Here is a 15,726-nt window from a genome sequence, read left to right as displayed (position 1 = left end):
CACCCGCGCGGGTGGACCGGGGCCTTCGTCGTGGCCGTGACGGGCTCCGACGGACCGGGAGGACCGGGGAACGCGACCGCCGAGCGGGCCACCGGGCGACACCGGGGCCGCCCGTCAGCCGTGGACGGTTCCCCGGCCGTCCCCGGGCGGGCGTCCCCCGTCCTCGCGCCACGGCAGCCGGATGGACGTCTGGGGCTCGTCCGTCATCAGCGGGACCAGGTCCTCCGGCGGTGCGTCGGGGTCGGCCGGGGTGCCGGTGGGCTCGTCGGTCGGGATGCCGGGGAACGGTTCGGGCCGGCCGCCGGTCGGCTCACCGCTCGGCACCGGGCAGTCCGTCGCCGCACCCGGTTCACGCGGCGCCACTACGGCCTCGCCCGGCGGCGTCGTCCCGGTGGGCGGGCAGTCCTCCGGCGCCGGGGTCTCGGGCTTCGGCCGCGCGCTCGGCGAGGGGGAGACCTCGGGCAGCGGCCCGGTGATGTCCGTCTCGGGCGCGTAGGGCGGGGGCTCGGCCGGAGCACGGTCGCGGGCCCCCTCGTCGCCGGTGGGCCGGGCGATCCACCGGCCGTGCGCGGAATCGACGACGAGCAGTTCCGTGAGGGCGCGGGCCGCCGGTGCGACGACGACGGTCCGGGCCGGGTCGTAGCCGGTCCACGCCTCACCCCGCTCCGGACCCCGCACACCGTCCGCGCCGGCGGGCCGGCCCAGCGGGTTCCCGCAGGCGCAGCGGACCCGTGGCAGGCCTCGCCCGTCCACCAGGACCGCGGTGCCGCCCTGGAGGACGGCGGGGAAGGCGGTGGCGGCGCCGTCGCGGAATCCGTGGTCGGTCACGCGGGTGTCGGCGCGCAGGACGACCGGGGTGAGCCCGCGCAGGAAGCCGGCCACCTCGGCCGCGGGGACCCCGGCGGCGCGGGCGAAGGCCTTCTGCCGGGCGGGGTCGGCGGCGAGCAGACGGATCTGACGGGCCACGTCGCACGAGGAGACGGAGCGGACGCCGCCGTAGAGGCCGGGGGTGGATCCGGGCAGGGTGTGCGGGCCGGAGCCCTCGGGGGCGGGGGCCCGGTGGGACGGGGTGGCGCTCGCCGCCGCCCCGGAGCGGCGCACCGTGGACGCGGTGAACGGGTCGGGACCGTGCGCGGCGGCCGGCTGGAGCAGGATCTCGCCCGCACCGGCCGTGCCCTCGGTCCCGAGGCCGCCGTCCGGGGCGTTCCGCGCACAGCCGGTGGCGGCGAGCAGGCCGGCGCAGAGCGTGGCGAGGACGGCGTGGCGCAGGCGCGGGGGTGCGTGCACGGGGGTCTCCTGCCTGGTCACGGGTCCGTTCGGGTCACCTCATGTCTGCCGCAGTTCCCCTCGGGCCGCAAGCGGGCGGGCGCGGTGCGCCCGGGGTGCGGACCGCCACTCCCCCACCGTATTGAACACGTTCAAGAAAGGTTCTAGAGTCGGCCGCGACACTGCTTGAACACGTTCAATCAAGGGGGTGGTCCGCCATGGGGGTCCTGGTGGACCTGATCGTGATGCTGGGCATGCTGGTGATCGTTCCGACGGGACTGCGGCTGACGCGGGACCCGTCGCTGGACCGGATCCGGCGGTTCTGGCCGCTCTTCGCCGTACCGGGGGCGGTCTCCCTGTGGCTGCCGCGCGGCCCGGCCGCGACGGCCCCGGCGCTCTGCTACGCGGCCGGCGCCCTCGTGCTCGCGCTGCACGCCCCGCCCCGGCTGCTGCGGCGCCCCGCGCCGCTGCGGGCGTGGCGGACCGCGCCCGCCGAGATCGCGCTGCTGACGGCGCTCGTCACCCCGGCCGTCGCCGCGGCCGCGCTGGTCGCCGAACGCGCCGGACAGCCGCTCCTCGGCTTCGGCACCGGCATCCTGGCGCTGACCGTGCCGCATTTCCACTTCGCGGGATTCGCCGCGGCGCTGGTGGCCGGGCTCGTCTGCCGGGCCGAGGCGGGTCCGGCGGGACGGTTCGCCGCGCTGAGCGTGCCGCTGGGCACCCTGCTGGTCCTGGGCGGTTACTTCGTCGGTGACCGCGCCGAACTGGCCGGCGCCGTCGTGCTGACCGCCGGGATGTGGGCCGTGGCCCTGCTGACCTGGCGCACGGTGCGGCCCGGTACGGGCGACCGGACCACCCGGCTCCTGCTCGGCGCCTCGTCCGCCGTGCTCGTGGTCACGATGGTCCTCGCGCTCAGCTGGGCGCTGGGCGAGGCCACCGGGATCCCGCACCCCACCCTCGCCTGGATGGCCGCCACGCACGGCGTCGGCAACGCCCTGGGCTTCGCCCTCTGCTCCCTGCTCGCCTGGCAGCGGCTCGGCCGCCCCGCCCCCACCGGAGGAAGGTCCGCGTGAACGCCCTCAGCTACCCCGAAGCGGGTGCCACCCGGCTCGGCCCTCTGCCCGACGGCTACCACCATCTGCACCACCGCACCCGGGTCGGGCGCGGCCGCGCGGACTTCGAGGCCGCCGGCGCGGCGATCACCGGCTTCCGGATGCACCGGGCCTCCGGGGCCCGGGTCACCGCCTCGTCCGCGCGTGCCGAGCCCGGTGCGTCCGTTCGGGTGGCGGCGGCCGTCGGCCGACTGCGGATCAGCGCGCCCTGCCGGGTGATCTGGGCCGAGTACGGGAACCAGCGGACCGGCTTCGCGTACGGAACGCTGACCGGGCACCCCGAGAGCGGCGAGGAGTGCTTCGTGGCCGAGCTGGCGGACGACGGCACGGTCACGTTCACCGTGATGGCGTTCAGCCGGCCCGCCCGCTGGTACACCCGGCTCGCCGGGCCGCTCGTCCCCGTGGCGCAACGCTGGTACGCGCGCCGTCTCGGCCGCACGCTGCGGCGGCTCGTCACCCAGGAGCGGCGGGCCCGGGGCCGATGAGCCGGGCGGCGGGGGCGGGCCGATACTGGAGGCGATGCAGTGGTTCACCGCGGACGGGTACGAGCTGGGCCGGCTGATCTTCCAGAAGGCCCTGGCCGTGGTCTATCTGACCGCCTTCCTCACCGCCGCGCTCCAGTTCCGGGCGCTGATCGGCGACCGCGGCATGCTGCCCGCCCGCGACGTGCTGCGGCGCACGACCTGGCGCACCGCCCCGGGACTCTTCCGTTTCGGCTTCTCCGACCGTCTCTTCGCCCTGGTGGCGTGGACGGGGTGCGCGGTCGCCGTCGCCCTGCTCGCGGGGGCGGACCGTGCCGTGCCGTTGTGGGCGTGTCTGCTGATCTGGGCGGTGCCGTGGGTGCTGTACCTGTCGATCGTGCAGGTCGGCGGGGTCTGGTACGGCTTCGGATGGGAGTCGCTGCTCCTGGAGACGGGCTTCCTCGCCGTCTTCCTGGGCAACGACGACACCGGGCCGCCGCTGCTCGTGCTGTGGCTGCTGCGCTGGCTGCTGTTCCGGGTGGAGTTCGGCGCGGGACTGATCAAGATCCGGGGCGACGCGTGCTGGCGCAGGCTGACCTGTCTGGACTTCCACCACGAGACTCAGCCGATGCCGGGGCCGCTCAGCTGGTTCTTCCACCATCTGCCCCGCCCGCTGCACCGCGCCGAGGCGGCGGCCAACCATGTGACCCAGCTGCTGGTCCCGTTCCTGCTGTTCACCCCGCAGCCGGTGGCGGGCGCGGCGGCGGCCCTGATGATCCTCACCCAGCTGTGGCTGGTGCTCTCCGGGAACTTCGCCTGGCTCAACTGGCTGACGATCGCGCTCGCGCTGCCCGCGGTGGACTGGCCGCTCGTCGCCGGGCGCCGGCCGGCCCTCCCGGCGGCGCCCGTCTGGTACGAGGTGCTGGTCGTCGCCGTCACCGCGCTGGTCCTGGTCCTCAGTTACCGCCCGGCCCGCAATCTGGTCTCGCGCCGCCAGGTGATGAACCGGTCCTTCGACCCGCTGCGCCTCGTCAACACGTACGGGGCCTTCGGCAGCGTCAGCCGGGTCCGGCTGGAGGTCGTGGTCGAGGGCACCGACGAACGGGAGCTCCACCCGGGGACGGTCTGGCGGGAGTACGGCTTCCACGGGAAGCCGGGCGATCCCCGGCGGCTGCCGCGCCAGTTCGCCCCGTACCATCTGCGGCTCGACTGGATGATGTGGTTCGCGGCGCTCTCCCCCGCGTACGCCCGGCCCTGGTTCGGTCCGTTCGTGGAACGTCTGCTGGCCGGTGACCTGGACACGCTGCGGCTGCTGCGGCACGATCCGTTCCCGGACGCGCCACCGGCGTACGTCCGCGCCCGGGTCTTCCGCTACCGGTACACCACCTGGAGCGAACTGCGGGCCACCGGCCGCTGGTGGCACCGCGTCCCCGTCCGCACCTTCATGGCCCCGACCCGGAGCGGGCCGCGCTAACGGTCCGCGTCGCGGGCGCGCAGCAGCCGGCTGATCTGCTTGACGAGTTCGTCGTCGCTGCTGACCCGGGCGCCGGAGACCAGCGCGCCCAGTCGCTCCGCGGTCTGGAAGTCGTACGCGCGCTCCACCTCCTCGCCGGGGACGTTCGCGTACTCCTCCTTGGCGCGGAAGCCGACGGTCAGGTCCACCACCTTGGCGATGATCCAGGTCAGGACGAAGGAGAAGGCGATCACCGAGACGATCGCGACGAGCTGTTTGCCGAGCAGCCCCCAGCCGCCGCCGTAGAAGAGGCCCTTCTTGCCGCTGATGCGGGCGGTGGCGAAGAGGCCGACCATGATCAGGCCGATCAGGCCGCCGACACCGTGCACCCCGACCACGTCGAGCGTGTCGTCCACGTTGAAGCGGAATTTGAGCGTGATCGCGAAGGCGCACACCGCGCCGACGACGAGACCGGTGATCACGGCTCCGAGGGTGTTGATCTCGCCGCAGGCCGGAGTGATCGCGACCATGCCGGCCACGGCCGAGGAGACGACGCCCATCGTGGTGACCCGGCCGGTGCGCCACTTCTCCACCAGCGGCCAGGTGACCATGGCTCCGGCGGCGCCGAGCTGGGTGTTGATGAAGGCCGCGGCGGCGGTGCCCTGGTCGCTGAGGGCGGAACCGGAGTTGAAGCCGAACCAGCCGAACCAGAGCAGCCCGACCCCGATGACCACCAGCGGAATGTTGTTCGGGCGCTCCTCGCGGCGGGCGAAGTCGCGCGGTGCCCGCAGCACCAGGGCGACGGCCAGTCCGGCGACACCCGAGTTGAGCTCCACCGGGAGCCCCCCGGCGAAGTCGAGTGCGCCGAGGTGCTTCACGATCCAGCCGTCGGGGTCGAACACCCAGTGGGCGATGGGGATGTACACGATGAGCAGCCAGAGCACGACGAAGACCAGCCAGCCCCTCATCGTGGCGCGGTCGGCGATCGAGCCGCTGACCAGGGCCACGGTGATGACGGCGAAGCCCATCTGGAAGGTGCTGTAGACGTAGGTGGGGATGTGCCCCGTCAGGGTCGTGAGCCCGATGTCGTGCATGAAGACGTGATCGAGGTTGCCGATGAGTCCGGCGCCCCCGACGTCGGGACCGAAGGCCAGGGTGTAGCCGATGACCCACCAGACGAGCGTGCCGAAGGCCAGCGCGGCGAAACTCATCTTGATCATCATGAGCACCTGACGGGTGCGCACCATGCCGCCGTAGAAGAACGCGAGACCGGGCGTCATCAGCAGCACCATGGCGGTGGAGGCCAGCAGCCAGGCGGTGTCGCCGGAGTCGTACGCGGCCGGCATCGGCGCGGGGGCGGTGTTCATCGGCGGATCCCTCGGGTCGTGGGGGCGGGGCGGGCCGGGTGCTTACGGCTTGCGGAGATCGGGCGCGGGGTGACCGGTGAGCAGTCGGCGTACGGTCTGGTGGGCCGCCTCGTGCGCGGCGGCGACCAGGACCGGGCTGTCGTCCAGGACCCGCGCCCAGGCGCCGCAGTCGTGGGGCAGGACGCTCACCCCGTGGAGCACGCCGAGCCCGTCGAGCGCGTCGTGCAGGGCGTCGGCCAGCGCGGCGGCGGGAACCCGGTCGGTCACCGCGTAGAGCGTGGCCACGTGGTCGCGGCCGGCGAACACCCCGGGGCCGACCACCCCCTCGCCGTCGCGACCGGGGACGAGCCGCAGGGTGTCCAGGGCGAGGAGCGCGCCGTCGGGCCGGGCGATGCGCAGATCGGTGGCGAGCACCCGGTACGCGTGGCGCTCGCCGCGGGCGAGGCGTCCGGCGGTGACGGTCTCGCCGAGGACGACGGTGGCGCCCGGGGCCACCGTGACCTCGGTGCGCTGGTAGAAGCGCGCGTCGCGGAACGGGATCAGCGGGTCGGGCAGGTACTCGACGTAACTCCCCGCCTCGGCCGTCAGATGCACCCGCTGGCTCGCGTAGTCGTGCTCCATGCGGAAGATCTTGGTGGCGGCCTGGGTGGTGAGGTGGACCTCGGTGTCCGGGCCGCAGCGGAAGTCCATCCGGTAGCGGTCCGCCTGGGCGATCCCGCCGCCGGTCGCCATCATGTAGACGTAGCTCATGCCGGGCCGCGCCGGGTCGATCCAGAGCGGCCGCATGATCTGGAGCGGGGTCTTCTGGTAGCGCTCGACGAGCTCGGTGCGCTCGCCCCGCACCGCGAAGGCCAGGTCGAGGATGCCCACCTTGGCCGGGGAGCCGGGGGCGAGGGTGTCCGGTACGGAGGCCAGGGACGCCACCTCCGGGGGGACGCGGACGGGGGTGTAGTAGTCCTCGGCGAGGCGGTCGGCGCGGGGCCGGTGCGGGGCGAGCGTCATGTCAGATCAGCACCTTGCGGCGCGACTCCAGGAAGACCGCGATGTCGTCGATGCCGACGCCGGTCAGGCAGTCGGTGAGGACGACGGGGCGGTCGCCCCGGACCCGGTGGGCGTCGGACTCCATGACGTTGATGTCCGTGCGGACGTACTGCGCGATGTCGATCTTGTTGATGACGAGCAGGTCCGAGTCGGTGATGCCGGGGCCGCGCTTGCGGGGCATCTTCTCGCCCTCGGCGGTGTCCAGCACGAAGAGGAAGAGGTCGACGAGGGCGGGGCTGAACGTCAGGGTGAGGTTGTCGCCGCCGGACTCGTAGAGCAGCGTGTCGACGTCCGGGAAGCGCTCCAGCATCTCGGCGCCGGCCGCCAGGTTCATCGTCGGGTCGTCCCGCACGGCGGTGTGCGGGCAGGCGCCCGTCTCCACGCCGACGACGCGCTCCGGTTCGAGCACTCCGGCCAGGGTGCGGCGGACGTGCTGGGCGTCCTCCTGGGTGTAGATGTCGTTGGTGATGACGGCGGGGCGGTGGCCGCGTCCGATCAGGACGGGGACCAGCGCCTCGATGAGCGCGGTCTTGCCGGATCCGACCGGTCCGCCGATGCCGACCCGCAGTACGTTGTCGTCCATGGTGCTCCCTCGGGGGTGAGTGGGTGTCAGCTCGCGAAGAGCCGGGCCTCGGCGCGCTCGTGGCGGCCGGACATGACGTCGGAGGCGAAGACGGTGGCACCGAGGTCGTCGAGATCGCGGCGCAGGGCCGCCTCGACGGTCTCCTCGATGACGGGGGCCGCGCCGCGCAGCAGGGTCTGCGCCGTACGGTGGTCGGTCAGCCGGAGCCGCAGCGCGGCACCCGCGAAGCTGACGCAGAAGGCGAACAGATCGGCGGCGACGGCCTGGCGGGCCGGGACACCCGTCGCCGCGTAGATGACACCGGCCGCCACCGCCTGGGTGCCCGGCGCCTCGCCGCCCACGACACGGGCGAAGTAGGCGGCGATCTCGGGGCGGTCGAAGACCTCGCTGCCCAGGTCGAGGAGCTGGCGTCCGGTCCGGGTGGCGGCCTGGCGCATCTCCCGGCCGAGCTTGGTGGCCAGCAGATGGTGGTCGACACGGACGACGGCGTCCGGCTCGCCCGCCGCCGTGGCGCGGTGGGCGAGCGCGAGCGCGGTGGCGTCGGCGGGGCCGACGCCGTGCCGCAGCAGGTCGTTCAGGAGGTCCGGCAGGCTCGCGGCGTCGACGGCCCCGGCCTGCGCGTACCCCTCCAGGCTGTGCGACAGCGTGTAGAAGCCGCTGGGGAAGGCGGAGTCGGTGAGCTGGAGGCTGACCAGCAGGGGCCCGAGGCCCGCCCCGGCACCGCCACCGGTCGCGGTGGCGGCCTCCTCGCGGGCTTCGCTCTCGTTGCGGTACATCGCCCCTAGACCAGGAAGTAGAGGTGGTTGAGGGGCAGCGTCTCGGCCGGGTCGATGGTGGCGACCTTGCCGTTGAGCGTGACCTTGAACGTCTCCGGGTCGACCTGGATGTCCGGCAGGGCGTCGTTGCGGACCATGTTGTGCTTGCCGATGGTCCGGGTGCGGCGCACCGGGAGGACCTTGCGCTCCAGGCCGAGTGCTTCGGGAACCCCGGCGGCGATGCCCGCCTGAGACATGAAGGTGGCGTGCGTGGCCTGGTGGGCCTTGCCGTACTGGCCGAACATCGGCCGGTAGATCACCGGCTGCGGGGTCGGCAGCGAGGCGTTGGGGTCGCCCATCTGCGCCCAGGAGATGATGCCGCCCTTGATCACCATCTTCGGCTTGGCGGCGAACGAGTGGATGGGCCAGAGCACGATGTCGGCGAGCTTGCCCTTCTCGATGGACCCGACGTGGTCGGCGATGCCGGAGGCGATGGCCGGGTTGATGGTGACCTTGGCGAGGTAGCGCAGCACCCGCTCGTTGTCGTTCCGCTTGGAGTCGCCCTCCAGCACACCGAGCTTGTCCTTGCAGTGGTGCGCGATCTGGAAGCAGCGGGTGAAGGACTCTCCGACGCGGCCCATGGCCTGGGAGTCGGAGGAGACGATGCTGATCACGCCGAGGTCGTGGAGCACCGATTCGGCGGCGATCGTCTCGGCCCTGACCCGGCTGTCGGCGAAGGAGACGTCCTCGGGGATGTCGTGGCTGAGGTGGTGGCAGACCATCACCATGTCGAGGAGTTCGTCGACCGAGTTCTTGGTGTACGGCAGCGTCGGGTTGGTCGAGGACGGCAGGACGTTGGGCTCACCGGCGATCCGCAGGATGTCGGGGGCGTGACCGCCGCCCGCGCCCTCGCTGTGGAAGGTGTGGATGGCGCGGCCGTCGATCGCGGAGCGGGTGTCCTCGAAGAAACCGCTCTCGTTGAGGCTGTCGGTGTGGATGGAGACCTGCACGTCGTGGGCGTCGGCGACGTTCAGCGCGTTGTCGATGACGGCCGGGGTGGCGCCCCAGTCCTCGTGCACCTTGAGCCCGCAGGCACCGGCCTCCACCTGCTCGTCGAGGGCGGCCGGCAGACTGCCGTTGCCCTTGCCCATGATGCCGAGGTTGACCGGCATCGTCTCCGCGGCCTGGAGCAGCTTGGCGATGTTGTACGGGCCGGGGGTGCACGTGGTGCCGTTGGAGCCGTCGGAGGGCCCGGTGCCGCCTCCGATGAGGGTGGTGATGCCGTTGGTCAGCGCCTGCTCGGCCTGTTGCGGGGCGATCAGGTGGACGTGGGTGTCGATGGCGCCCGCGGTGGCGATCAGGTGCTCGCCCGCGATGGCCTCGGTGCCGGGGCCGATGACGAGGTCCGGGTCGACGTTGTTCTGCGTCTGCGGGTTGCCGGACTTGCCGATGCCGACGATGAAGCCGTCCTTGATCCCGATGTCGCACTTGACGACGCCGACCACCGGGTCGATGACGACCACGTTGGTGATGACGGTGTCCAGGGCGCCCTGGGCGGCGGTGGCCTGCGGGTCGGCGGCCATGCCGTCGCGCATGGTCTTGCCGCCGCCGTAGACGACCTCGTCGCCGTACAGGCCCTCGCTGTAGTCCTTCTCGACCTCGACGAGCAGATTGGTGTCGGCGAGGTAGAAGCGGTCGCCGACCGTCGGGCCGAACATGTCGGTGTACTGCTTGCGCGGGATGATGGGCATCAGCGCGAACCCTTCTTCTTTTCCTTGGCGGCCTTGGAACCGGACGAGCCCTTGGCGCCCTTGCCGGAACCGGCCGTTTCCCGGGCGCCCTGGAAGCCCATCTCGATGGCCTTGCGGAAGGCTTCGAAACGGGCCGGGTGGGAGGCGAGGCTGCCGTTGAGCAGTCCGCTGAAGCCGACGAGCCGGCCGGTTCCGGCGTACGCGCAGAGCTCGACCTCGCGCGAACCGCCGGGTTCGAACCGCACGGAGGTGCCGGCGGCGATGTTGAGGTGCATGCCCAGCGTCTCCTGGCGGTCGAACGACAGGGCCGAGTTGACCTCGAAGAAGTGGTAGTGGGAGCCGACCTGCACCGCGCGGTCACCGGTGTTGCTCACCTTGACCTTGAGGGTGCGGCGGCCCGCGTTCAGTTCGATGGGGTCCTTGCCGTACAGATATTTCTGACGGAACGTCATGCGATGCTCCCGATGGCTCGGTCCGCGCCGGCGGCGGACGGGTGGTGGTGGTGCGGATGCGGGGGTCCCGGCGCGTGCGGCCCGTGGCCGTGCGCGTCGTCCGAGGGGTGCGCGTGGTGGTGCGCGTGACCGTGGCCGTGGTCCTCGCCGGGCGGATGCGTATGGGAGTGGCCGTGGTCGTCGGCCGCGGTCAGACCGGCGGCGACACCGTCGTCACCGTGCTCCCGCCACCGCCGCCGGGCGTCGGACACCCGCTCCGCGAGCACCCGGCGCAGCGCCGGTGGCGAGAGCAGCGGCCCCGCGAGGTCCACCGGCACCGTCCCGTCGGCCGCGGGCAGCTCCGGCGGCGCGAACGCGGCCGGCAGCAGCGCCACCCGACGCGCGCCGAGCAGCCGGCACCGCCGGACGCCCTCGGCCGGATCGGGGTCGCCGCCGGAGAACGCCACCTCGACGAGGCCCCGCCGGCCGTAGCGGCGCACCAGCGCGGCGACGCGGTGGAGTTCGGCGTCCTCGAAGGGGTCCCCCGCCGGGGCGGTGATCAGCAGCGCCGCGCTCTCCTCCACCCGTCCCGCCGCCGCGCGCAGCCAGCCGACGAGGTGCTGGGCGGTGCCGAGGGGCGCGGCGAGCAGGGTGGTGCCCCGCGCGTCGGGCGGGACCGCGCGCAGGGTGCGGGCGGTGTCCGCGACGAGTCCGGGCTCCCGGCCCAGCGTCATGGGGACGACGACGGTCTCCTCGCCCCGGCGGCCGTGGGCGGTGACGGTCCGGAACAGGGCGCGCCCGGCGGGGACGACGGTCACCCCGTCGGCCGCGAGGCCGTCCAGGGCGCCCCCGTAGGCGGCCTCGTGGCCGCAGACGGCGATGACGGCGCCGCGTTCGGCCACGGTCAGCCGCCGATGGGGTCGTGGCAGGACACCAGCTTGGTCCCGTCCACGAAGGACGCCTCGACCTGGAGCAGGCCGAGCATCTCCCGTACGCCGTCCATGGTGTCGGCCTCGCCCACGACATGGCGGCCCAGTTCCATGCAGTCGGCGACGCTCTTGCCGTCGCGGGCCGCTTCGAGGATCGCCTCGGTGATCAGTGCCACCGATTCGCTGTAGTTGAGCTTGAGTCCGCGGCTCTGGCGTTTGCGCGCCAGATCGGCCACGACGTAGACGAGCAGCTTGTCGATCTCGCGGGGGGCGAGGTTCATCGTCAGTACCTTCCTCGGGTGAACGGGCGGTGGGGGCGGGGTCCGGTGCGGTCAGTCGCTCCGGCGCAGACGGGGCAGGAGCGGCACGGCGGCCAGCAGGGCCCAGGTCGTGAGGATGAAGGGCCAGGTGAAGGTGTGGCCGCCGAAGGGTTTGAAGAAGGAGGTCAGCGAGGCGGTGAGCCCGGTGCTGGCCGCCGCGCCGAGCAGGGCGTAGACGCCGGTCCAGACGGTGTTGGCCATGAAGACGGCGCCCAGGGCGATGGCGACGAGGACGGCGTTGTACCCGTAGATGCCGTTGGCGATCAGTTCGGTGGGGGCACCGAGGAGCCAGGCGGCGACGATTCCGGTCACGCTGCCGAGGGCCGCGTAGAGCACGACGCGCACGGAGGCCAGGGCCAGGCCGACCAGCATGATGAGGCCGACGTACCAGCTCTCGACCAGGAAGATCTGCGAGACGTTGTTGAAGAACGCGTGCCACAGGACGTCCCACGACATGGCGGTGTCGCCGCTGGTGGTGCTGGAGACCGCCTTGGGCGCCCCGTGCCAGACGCGTGAGAAGGACGGGGCTCCGACCACCATCACCCCGGAGACCAGGCAGAAGGGGGCGGTCATCGGGGTGAGGCCGTACGGGGTGAGGAACGTGCCGAGCGTCGCCATGAGGACGGTGCACATGACGGCGCCGATCACGGTCAGCACATAGGTGGCGGGGTGGTGGCCCAGCGAGGACACGAGGGCGATGCCGGTGAGGCAGCCGGCGAAGCCCTGGAGGCCGAGCGCGATCTTCCCCCGGTCGACGTCCAGCGCGTAGGCGGTGGCGGTCGCGATCAGGGTGCCGAGCGTGGCGAACAGGCCGGTCTCCCAGCCCGCCACCCAGAGTCCGACGAGGATCGCCGCCCCGGTCAGCAGACTCGACTGGAAGTCGACCTGGCCGACGCCCCGTAACGAGGCCAGCAGATACGCGGACGGCTGACGGCTCTCCAGCCGCCGGACGATGTCCGGCTCGGCGAGGGGCATGACGTGCTCCAGGGGCGCGACAGATGATGCCCCACGCGCGGGAGCGCGGTGCGGCATATGACGACATATGCCATCAACGCACAGAGTGGTGACCTTCTCACCCCGTGTACCCGACCGGTAGGCCAGTCAGGTACAGCCATGGTCCGACGGGCGCGCTCGGGCCCCCGGCGCGCGCATCCCTTCCGTAGGTTCGCGGTATGCGCCGGAAGATGAGGTTGCACCTCCGCACCCACCCCGACCACCACCCCGGGGTGCAGTGGTCCGTCGTGGCCGTCGTCGCGGTCGGCGGCGCCGCCGGGGCCGCCGCCCGGCACAGCGCCGAGGACATCTGGCCGACGGCTGTCACCGCCTTCCCCTGGACGATCCTGCTGGTCAACACCGTGGGCTGCTTCCTGATGGGCGTGCTCATGGTCACCCTGAAGCTGCGCTTCCCGCAGGCGCCCCGGCTGATCAGCCCGCTGCTGGGCACCGGGGTCCTGGGCGGCTTCACGTCCTTCTCGCACTACACGGACAACGTGCGCCAGCTCTTCGACAACGACGAGCCCGGATACGCGGTCGGCTGCCTGGTGCTGACGGTGGTGTGCGCGCTGGCGGCCGTCACCGCGGGCGCGCTCGCCACCCATGCCGCCTTCGGGCGCTCCTACCGCACGGAGGACGACGCCTCGTGACCGACATGCTGTTCGTCCTGGCCGGCGGGCTGGTGGGGGCGCCGGTGCGCTATCTGCTCGGCGTCGACGCCAAATTCCGTCTGCACAGCGCCTTCCCGTGGGGCACCTTCGCGGCCAACGCCGCCGCCGCCCTGATCCTCGGCTTCCTGGCGGAGGCGGTGACCGACGGCGAGCTGAGCACGCGGCTGAACATGCTGCTGGCCACCGGGTTCTGCGGGGCGCTGTCGACCTGGTCGACCTTCTCGTACGAACTGCTCACCCTGACCTCGGCCCGCCGGCTGGCCCTGGCGGCCGGGTATCTGGTGCTCACCGTCGCCGCGGGCGTCGGGCTCTCGTTCGGCGGGGCCGCCGTGGCGGACGCCGTCTTCTGACCGCTCCGTGAGAACGGCTCCGGCCCCGTCCCTGGGCGGGGCGGGGCCGGAGCCGGTGTGACCGGGGGCGGAGCACTCAGTCGATGCCGGGCAGGATGTGCGGCTCGGCGAGGTCGTCCTCGTAACCGGCCAGCCGGATCGGTGCGGAGCGGGCCCAGACCTCGATGTTGCGGAGGGTCTCGGGCCGGCGGGCCCGCTCTCCGCGTCGTTCGGCGGGCCGGTTCTCGTGCTTCGTCAGTTCGGGTGTGGTCACCGCGCACTCCTTTGTGTCGCGTAGCCCCGGGCGCAACCGACGCTACGGCGTCATATCCGGTCGTCGACCGCCCATGTGCGGGGCAGGGCAGGATCTGTTCGGTCGCGGTGGCGCCGGGTGAGGGGCGGGACGCCGGTCCGGTTGACGGACCTGTCCCAGGACGGCCGAGGAGTCTTCGTGGATCCCTTGGTGGCGTCCGTTCCCCTCAGCGTAACCAAATGAGCGCTTCCCTGCTCGATGGAACGTGTGCAGTGAGTCACTTTCGGCCATTCCACAGGGAAAAGACCCGGCCGGAATGGTGTCCGGCCGGGTCTTTTGGGGTCCGTGTGCCGCCCGGTGGCGGCCGCGCTCACCAGTTGGCGGGCGCGTAGTCCTTGAGGAAGCAGCCGTACAGCGCCTCGCCCGACTCGCCGCGCACGATCGGGTCGTAGACCCGGGCGGCGCCGTCCACCAGGTCGAGCGGGGCGTGGAAGCCCTCCTCGGCCAGGCGCATCTTGTCCGGGTGCGGGCGCTCGTCGGTGATCCAGCCGGTGTCGACGGCGGTCATCAGGATGCCGTCCCGCTCGTACATCTCCTGGGCGCTGGTGCGGGTCAGCATGTTCAGCGCGGCCTTGGCCATGTTGGTGTGCGGGTGGCCGGCGCCCTTGTACCCGCGCCCGAAGACGCCTTCCATGGCGGAGACGTTGACGACGTAGGCGTACTTGGCGGCGGTCGCGGCCATCGCCGGACGGAGCCGGCTGATCAGGATGAAGGGGGCGGTGGAGTTGCAGAGCTGGACCTCCAGCAGCTCGATCGGCTCCACCTCGTCGACTGTCTGGATCCAGCTGTTGCTGGCGTGCAGGTCCGGAACGAGCCCGCCCGCGTCGATCGCGGTGCCCGCGGCGATCCGGGCCGGCGACGCCGAACCGGTCACCAGCGCGAGTTCGGTGACGTCCTGCGCGGTCAGCCCCTCCGAGCGGGCGGCCGGCAGCGCGGCCACCCGGTCCACCGAACCGCTGCCGAAGGTGCCGATCACCTCGGCCGGGGGCAGCTCGCCCGCGGGCAGCGGGGCGGACTCGGCGGCGACCAGCTCGCTGTAGGCCTGCGGCGAGCGGCGGACCGTCTGCGCGGCGTTGTTGATCAGGATGTCCAGCGGCCCCTCGGCGGCCACGGAGTCGGCGAGCGCGACGACCTGGGCCGGGTCGCGCAGGTCTATGCCGACGATCTTCAGCCGGTGGATCCACGCGTCACTGTCCGGCATCGCCTTGAAGCGGCGGATCGCGTCGTTGGGGAAGCGCGTGGTGATGGTGGTGTGGGCGCCGTCGCGCAGCAGCCGCAGCGCGATGTACATCCCGATCTTGGCGCGTCCGCCGGTGAGCAGCGCCCGGCGCCCGGTGAGGTCGGTGCGGGCGTCGCGGCGCGCCCGGTTCTCGCGGGCGCAGTCCTGGCAGAGCTGGTGGTAGAAGGCGTCGACCTCGACGTACCGCGTCTTGCAGACGTAGCAGGAGCGGGGGCGGCGCAGCACGCCCGCGATCTCGGAGGTGGCCGTGGACGACGGCAGGACGCCCTGCGTCTCGTCGTCGATGCGCTCGGCGGAGCCGGTCGCGGTGGCCTCGGTCACGGCCTTGTCGTGTGCGGTCTTGGCGGCCCGGCGCTCCTGGCGGCGGCGCTGCTTCACGGTCCGGTAGATACCGGCCGTGGCCCGGCGCACCGCGATCGCGTCCGGGTGGTCGACCTCGATGGAGTCGAGCTCGTCGAGCACGCTCAGGCAGACGGCCAGCCGCTCCGGGTCGATGCCGGGACCGAATTCCCCGATCCCGGGCTCGGTCCGCGGGCTGTCCTCTGTCACCGTCATTGCCGTTCCTCTGTCTGTGTCCCTCGTGGCGGCGAACGCCCCGGTCAAGTCTGCCATGGGCCCGGGGCTGCTCCGCATCGGCGGAAGGGGCTCCGGCCGGGGCCGCGCACCGGCCGTTTCCGCCACAGTTGCGTCACATATGCTTCGCTGCGATAC

Annotated in this window: 17 protein-coding genes; 5 read left to right on the top strand and 12 right to left on the bottom strand. The window is 72.6% G+C overall.

The window, feature by feature from the left end; all coding sequences use genetic code 11:
* Nucleotides 1–114: 114 nt before the first annotated feature.
* Nucleotides 115–1,287: a DUF6777 domain-containing protein gene (locus tag ACFVDM_RS09960; protein ID WP_383635559.1), complete on the bottom strand. Its 1,173-nt coding sequence runs from the start codon at nucleotides 1,285–1,287 to the stop codon at nucleotides 115–117.
* A 197-nt stretch (nucleotides 1,288–1,484) separates the two neighbouring features.
* On the opposite strand from ACFVDM_RS09960, the gene ACFVDM_RS09955 reads away from it, so the two are divergent.
* From ACFVDM_RS09955 to ACFVDM_RS09945, 3 genes are read left to right on the top strand one after another with little or no spacing between them, the layout of a single operon-like run.
* A complete protein-coding gene (locus ACFVDM_RS09955) occupies nucleotides 1,485–2,339 on the top strand; it encodes a YndJ family protein (protein ID WP_383635556.1) in 855 nt (284 codons plus the stop codon).
* Entirely contained in the window at nucleotides 2,336–2,863 is a 528-nt protein-coding gene (locus tag ACFVDM_RS09950) for a DUF1990 family protein (RefSeq protein ID WP_383635553.1), read from the top strand. The genes ACFVDM_RS09955 and ACFVDM_RS09950 overlap by 4 nt, the downstream gene beginning before the upstream one ends.
* A 34-nt stretch (nucleotides 2,864–2,897) precedes the next feature.
* A complete protein-coding gene (locus tag ACFVDM_RS09945) occupies nucleotides 2,898–4,313 on the top strand; it encodes a lipase maturation factor family protein (protein WP_383635550.1) in 1,416 nt (471 codons plus the stop codon).
* On the opposite strand, the gene ACFVDM_RS09940 is transcribed toward ACFVDM_RS09945, so the two are convergent.
* Genes ACFVDM_RS09940 through ACFVDM_RS09900 form a run of 9 tightly spaced genes read right to left on the bottom strand, consistent with a single transcriptional unit; the run spans nucleotide 4,310 to nucleotide 12,444 of the window.
* Nucleotides 4,310–5,659, bottom strand: coding sequence for an ammonium transporter (locus ACFVDM_RS09940; RefSeq protein ID WP_383635547.1), 1,350 nt, complete (start codon nucleotides 5,657–5,659; stop codon nucleotides 4,310–4,312). The genes ACFVDM_RS09945 and ACFVDM_RS09940 overlap by 4 nt on opposite strands.
* Before the next feature lie 42 nt (nucleotides 5,660–5,701).
* Nucleotides 5,702–6,661, bottom strand: a complete 960-nt coding sequence (locus ACFVDM_RS09935; RefSeq protein ID WP_383635544.1) for an urease accessory protein UreD — start codon at nucleotides 6,659–6,661, stop codon at nucleotides 5,702–5,704.
* 1 nt (nucleotide 6,662) lies between these two features.
* Nucleotides 6,663–7,283 (bottom strand): urease accessory protein UreG, encoded by a 621-nt coding sequence (ureG, locus tag ACFVDM_RS09930; protein WP_383635541.1) that lies wholly within the window; start codon nucleotides 7,281–7,283, stop codon nucleotides 6,663–6,665.
* 26 nt (nucleotides 7,284–7,309) lie between these two features.
* On the bottom strand, nucleotides 7,310–8,059 hold the full coding sequence (locus tag ACFVDM_RS09925; protein WP_383635538.1) for an urease accessory protein UreF: 750 nt from the start codon (nucleotides 8,057–8,059) through the stop codon (nucleotides 7,310–7,312).
* Between the two features lie 5 nt (nucleotides 8,060–8,064).
* Nucleotides 8,065–9,789 carry an urease subunit alpha gene (ureC, locus tag ACFVDM_RS09920; RefSeq protein ID WP_383635535.1) on the bottom strand — a complete coding sequence of 575 codons (1,725 nt, stop codon included), beginning with the start codon at nucleotides 9,787–9,789 and terminating at the stop codon, nucleotides 8,065–8,067.
* Complete coding sequence (locus tag ACFVDM_RS09915) at nucleotides 9,789–10,241, bottom strand: urease subunit beta (protein ID WP_383635532.1); 453 nt, start codon at nucleotides 10,239–10,241, stop codon at nucleotides 9,789–9,791. Before ACFVDM_RS09915 ends, ureC begins: the two co-directional genes overlap by 1 nt.
* On the bottom strand, nucleotides 10,238–11,122 hold the full coding sequence (locus ACFVDM_RS09910) for a sirohydrochlorin chelatase (protein ID WP_383635529.1): 885 nt from the start codon (nucleotides 11,120–11,122) through the stop codon (nucleotides 10,238–10,240). Before ACFVDM_RS09910 ends, ACFVDM_RS09915 begins: the two co-directional genes overlap by 4 nt.
* 2 nt (nucleotides 11,123–11,124) lie before the next feature.
* Nucleotides 11,125–11,430: an urease subunit gamma gene (locus ACFVDM_RS09905; protein ID WP_383635527.1), complete on the bottom strand. Its 306-nt coding sequence runs from the start codon at nucleotides 11,428–11,430 to the stop codon at nucleotides 11,125–11,127.
* A 51-nt stretch (nucleotides 11,431–11,481) separates the two neighbouring features.
* Nucleotides 11,482–12,444, bottom strand: a complete 963-nt coding sequence (locus ACFVDM_RS09900; RefSeq protein WP_383635523.1) for an urea transporter — start codon at nucleotides 12,442–12,444, stop codon at nucleotides 11,482–11,484.
* A 209-nt stretch (nucleotides 12,445–12,653) separates the two neighbouring features.
* Here ACFVDM_RS09900 and ACFVDM_RS09895 point away from each other — a divergent pair, with 209 nt between their 5' ends.
* Nucleotides 12,654–13,112 (top strand): fluoride efflux transporter FluC, encoded by a 459-nt coding sequence (locus tag ACFVDM_RS09895; RefSeq protein ID WP_383635520.1) that lies wholly within the window; start codon nucleotides 12,654–12,656, stop codon nucleotides 13,110–13,112.
* Complete coding sequence (locus tag ACFVDM_RS09890) at nucleotides 13,109–13,483, top strand: fluoride efflux transporter FluC (protein ID WP_383635517.1); 375 nt, start codon at nucleotides 13,109–13,111, stop codon at nucleotides 13,481–13,483. The genes ACFVDM_RS09895 and ACFVDM_RS09890 overlap by 4 nt, the downstream gene beginning before the upstream one ends.
* A gap of 76 nt (nucleotides 13,484–13,559) precedes the next feature.
* Here ACFVDM_RS09890 and ACFVDM_RS09885 read toward each other — a convergent pair whose 3' ends face one another.
* Both ACFVDM_RS09885 and ACFVDM_RS09880 read right to left on the bottom strand, forming a co-directional pair.
* Entirely contained in the window at nucleotides 13,560–13,736 is a 177-nt protein-coding gene (locus ACFVDM_RS09885) for a hypothetical protein (RefSeq protein WP_383635514.1), read from the bottom strand.
* 349 nt (nucleotides 13,737–14,085) lie between these two features.
* Entirely contained in the window at nucleotides 14,086–15,570 is a 1,485-nt protein-coding gene (locus ACFVDM_RS09880) for an SDR family NAD(P)-dependent oxidoreductase (protein ID WP_383635511.1), read from the bottom strand.
* Nucleotides 15,571–15,726: the final 156 nt, after the last annotated feature.

This window comes from Streptomyces sp. NPDC057682 (genome assembly GCF_042799575.1).
Taxonomy (GTDB): domain Bacteria; phylum Actinomycetota; class Actinomycetes; order Streptomycetales; family Streptomycetaceae; genus Streptomyces.
This window is presented reverse-complemented; position numbering and strand designations above follow the sequence as displayed.

What these genes read in the sequence shown, in the direction of transcription:
- ACFVDM_RS09955 (WP_383635556.1), top strand. Translation starts at nt 1,485, where the DNA reads ATGGGGGTCCTGGTGGACCTGATCGTGATGCTGGGCATGCTGGTGATC.
- ureG (WP_383635541.1), bottom strand. Translation starts at nt 7,283, where the DNA reads ATGGACGACAACGTACTGCGGGTCGGCATCGGCGGACCGGTCGGATCC.
- ACFVDM_RS09905 (WP_383635527.1), bottom strand. Translation starts at nt 11,430, where the DNA reads ATGAACCTCGCCCCCCGCGAGATCGACAAGCTGCTCGTCTACGTCGTG.
- ACFVDM_RS09935 (WP_383635544.1), bottom strand. Translation starts at nt 6,661, where the DNA reads ATGACGCTCGCCCCGCACCGGCCCCGCGCCGACCGCCTCGCCGAGGAC.
- ACFVDM_RS09925 (WP_383635538.1), bottom strand. Translation starts at nt 8,059, where the DNA reads ATGTACCGCAACGAGAGCGAAGCCCGCGAGGAGGCCGCCACCGCGACC.
- ureC (WP_383635535.1), bottom strand. Translation starts at nt 9,789, where the DNA reads ATGCCCATCATCCCGCGCAAGCAGTACACCGACATGTTCGGCCCGACG.
- ACFVDM_RS09880 (WP_383635511.1), bottom strand. Translation starts at nt 15,570, where the DNA reads ATGACGGTGACAGAGGACAGCCCGCGGACCGAGCCCGGGATCGGGGAA.
- ACFVDM_RS09945 (WP_383635550.1), top strand. Translation starts at nt 2,898, where the DNA reads ATGCAGTGGTTCACCGCGGACGGGTACGAGCTGGGCCGGCTGATCTTC.
- ACFVDM_RS09895 (WP_383635520.1), top strand. Translation starts at nt 12,654, where the DNA reads ATGAGGTTGCACCTCCGCACCCACCCCGACCACCACCCCGGGGTGCAG.
- ACFVDM_RS09940 (WP_383635547.1), bottom strand. Translation starts at nt 5,659, where the DNA reads ATGAACACCGCCCCCGCGCCGATGCCGGCCGCGTACGACTCCGGCGAC.
- ACFVDM_RS09900 (WP_383635523.1), bottom strand. Translation starts at nt 12,444, where the DNA reads ATGCCCCTCGCCGAGCCGGACATCGTCCGGCGGCTGGAGAGCCGTCAG.
- ACFVDM_RS09915 (WP_383635532.1), bottom strand. Translation starts at nt 10,241, where the DNA reads ATGACGTTCCGTCAGAAATATCTGTACGGCAAGGACCCCATCGAACTG.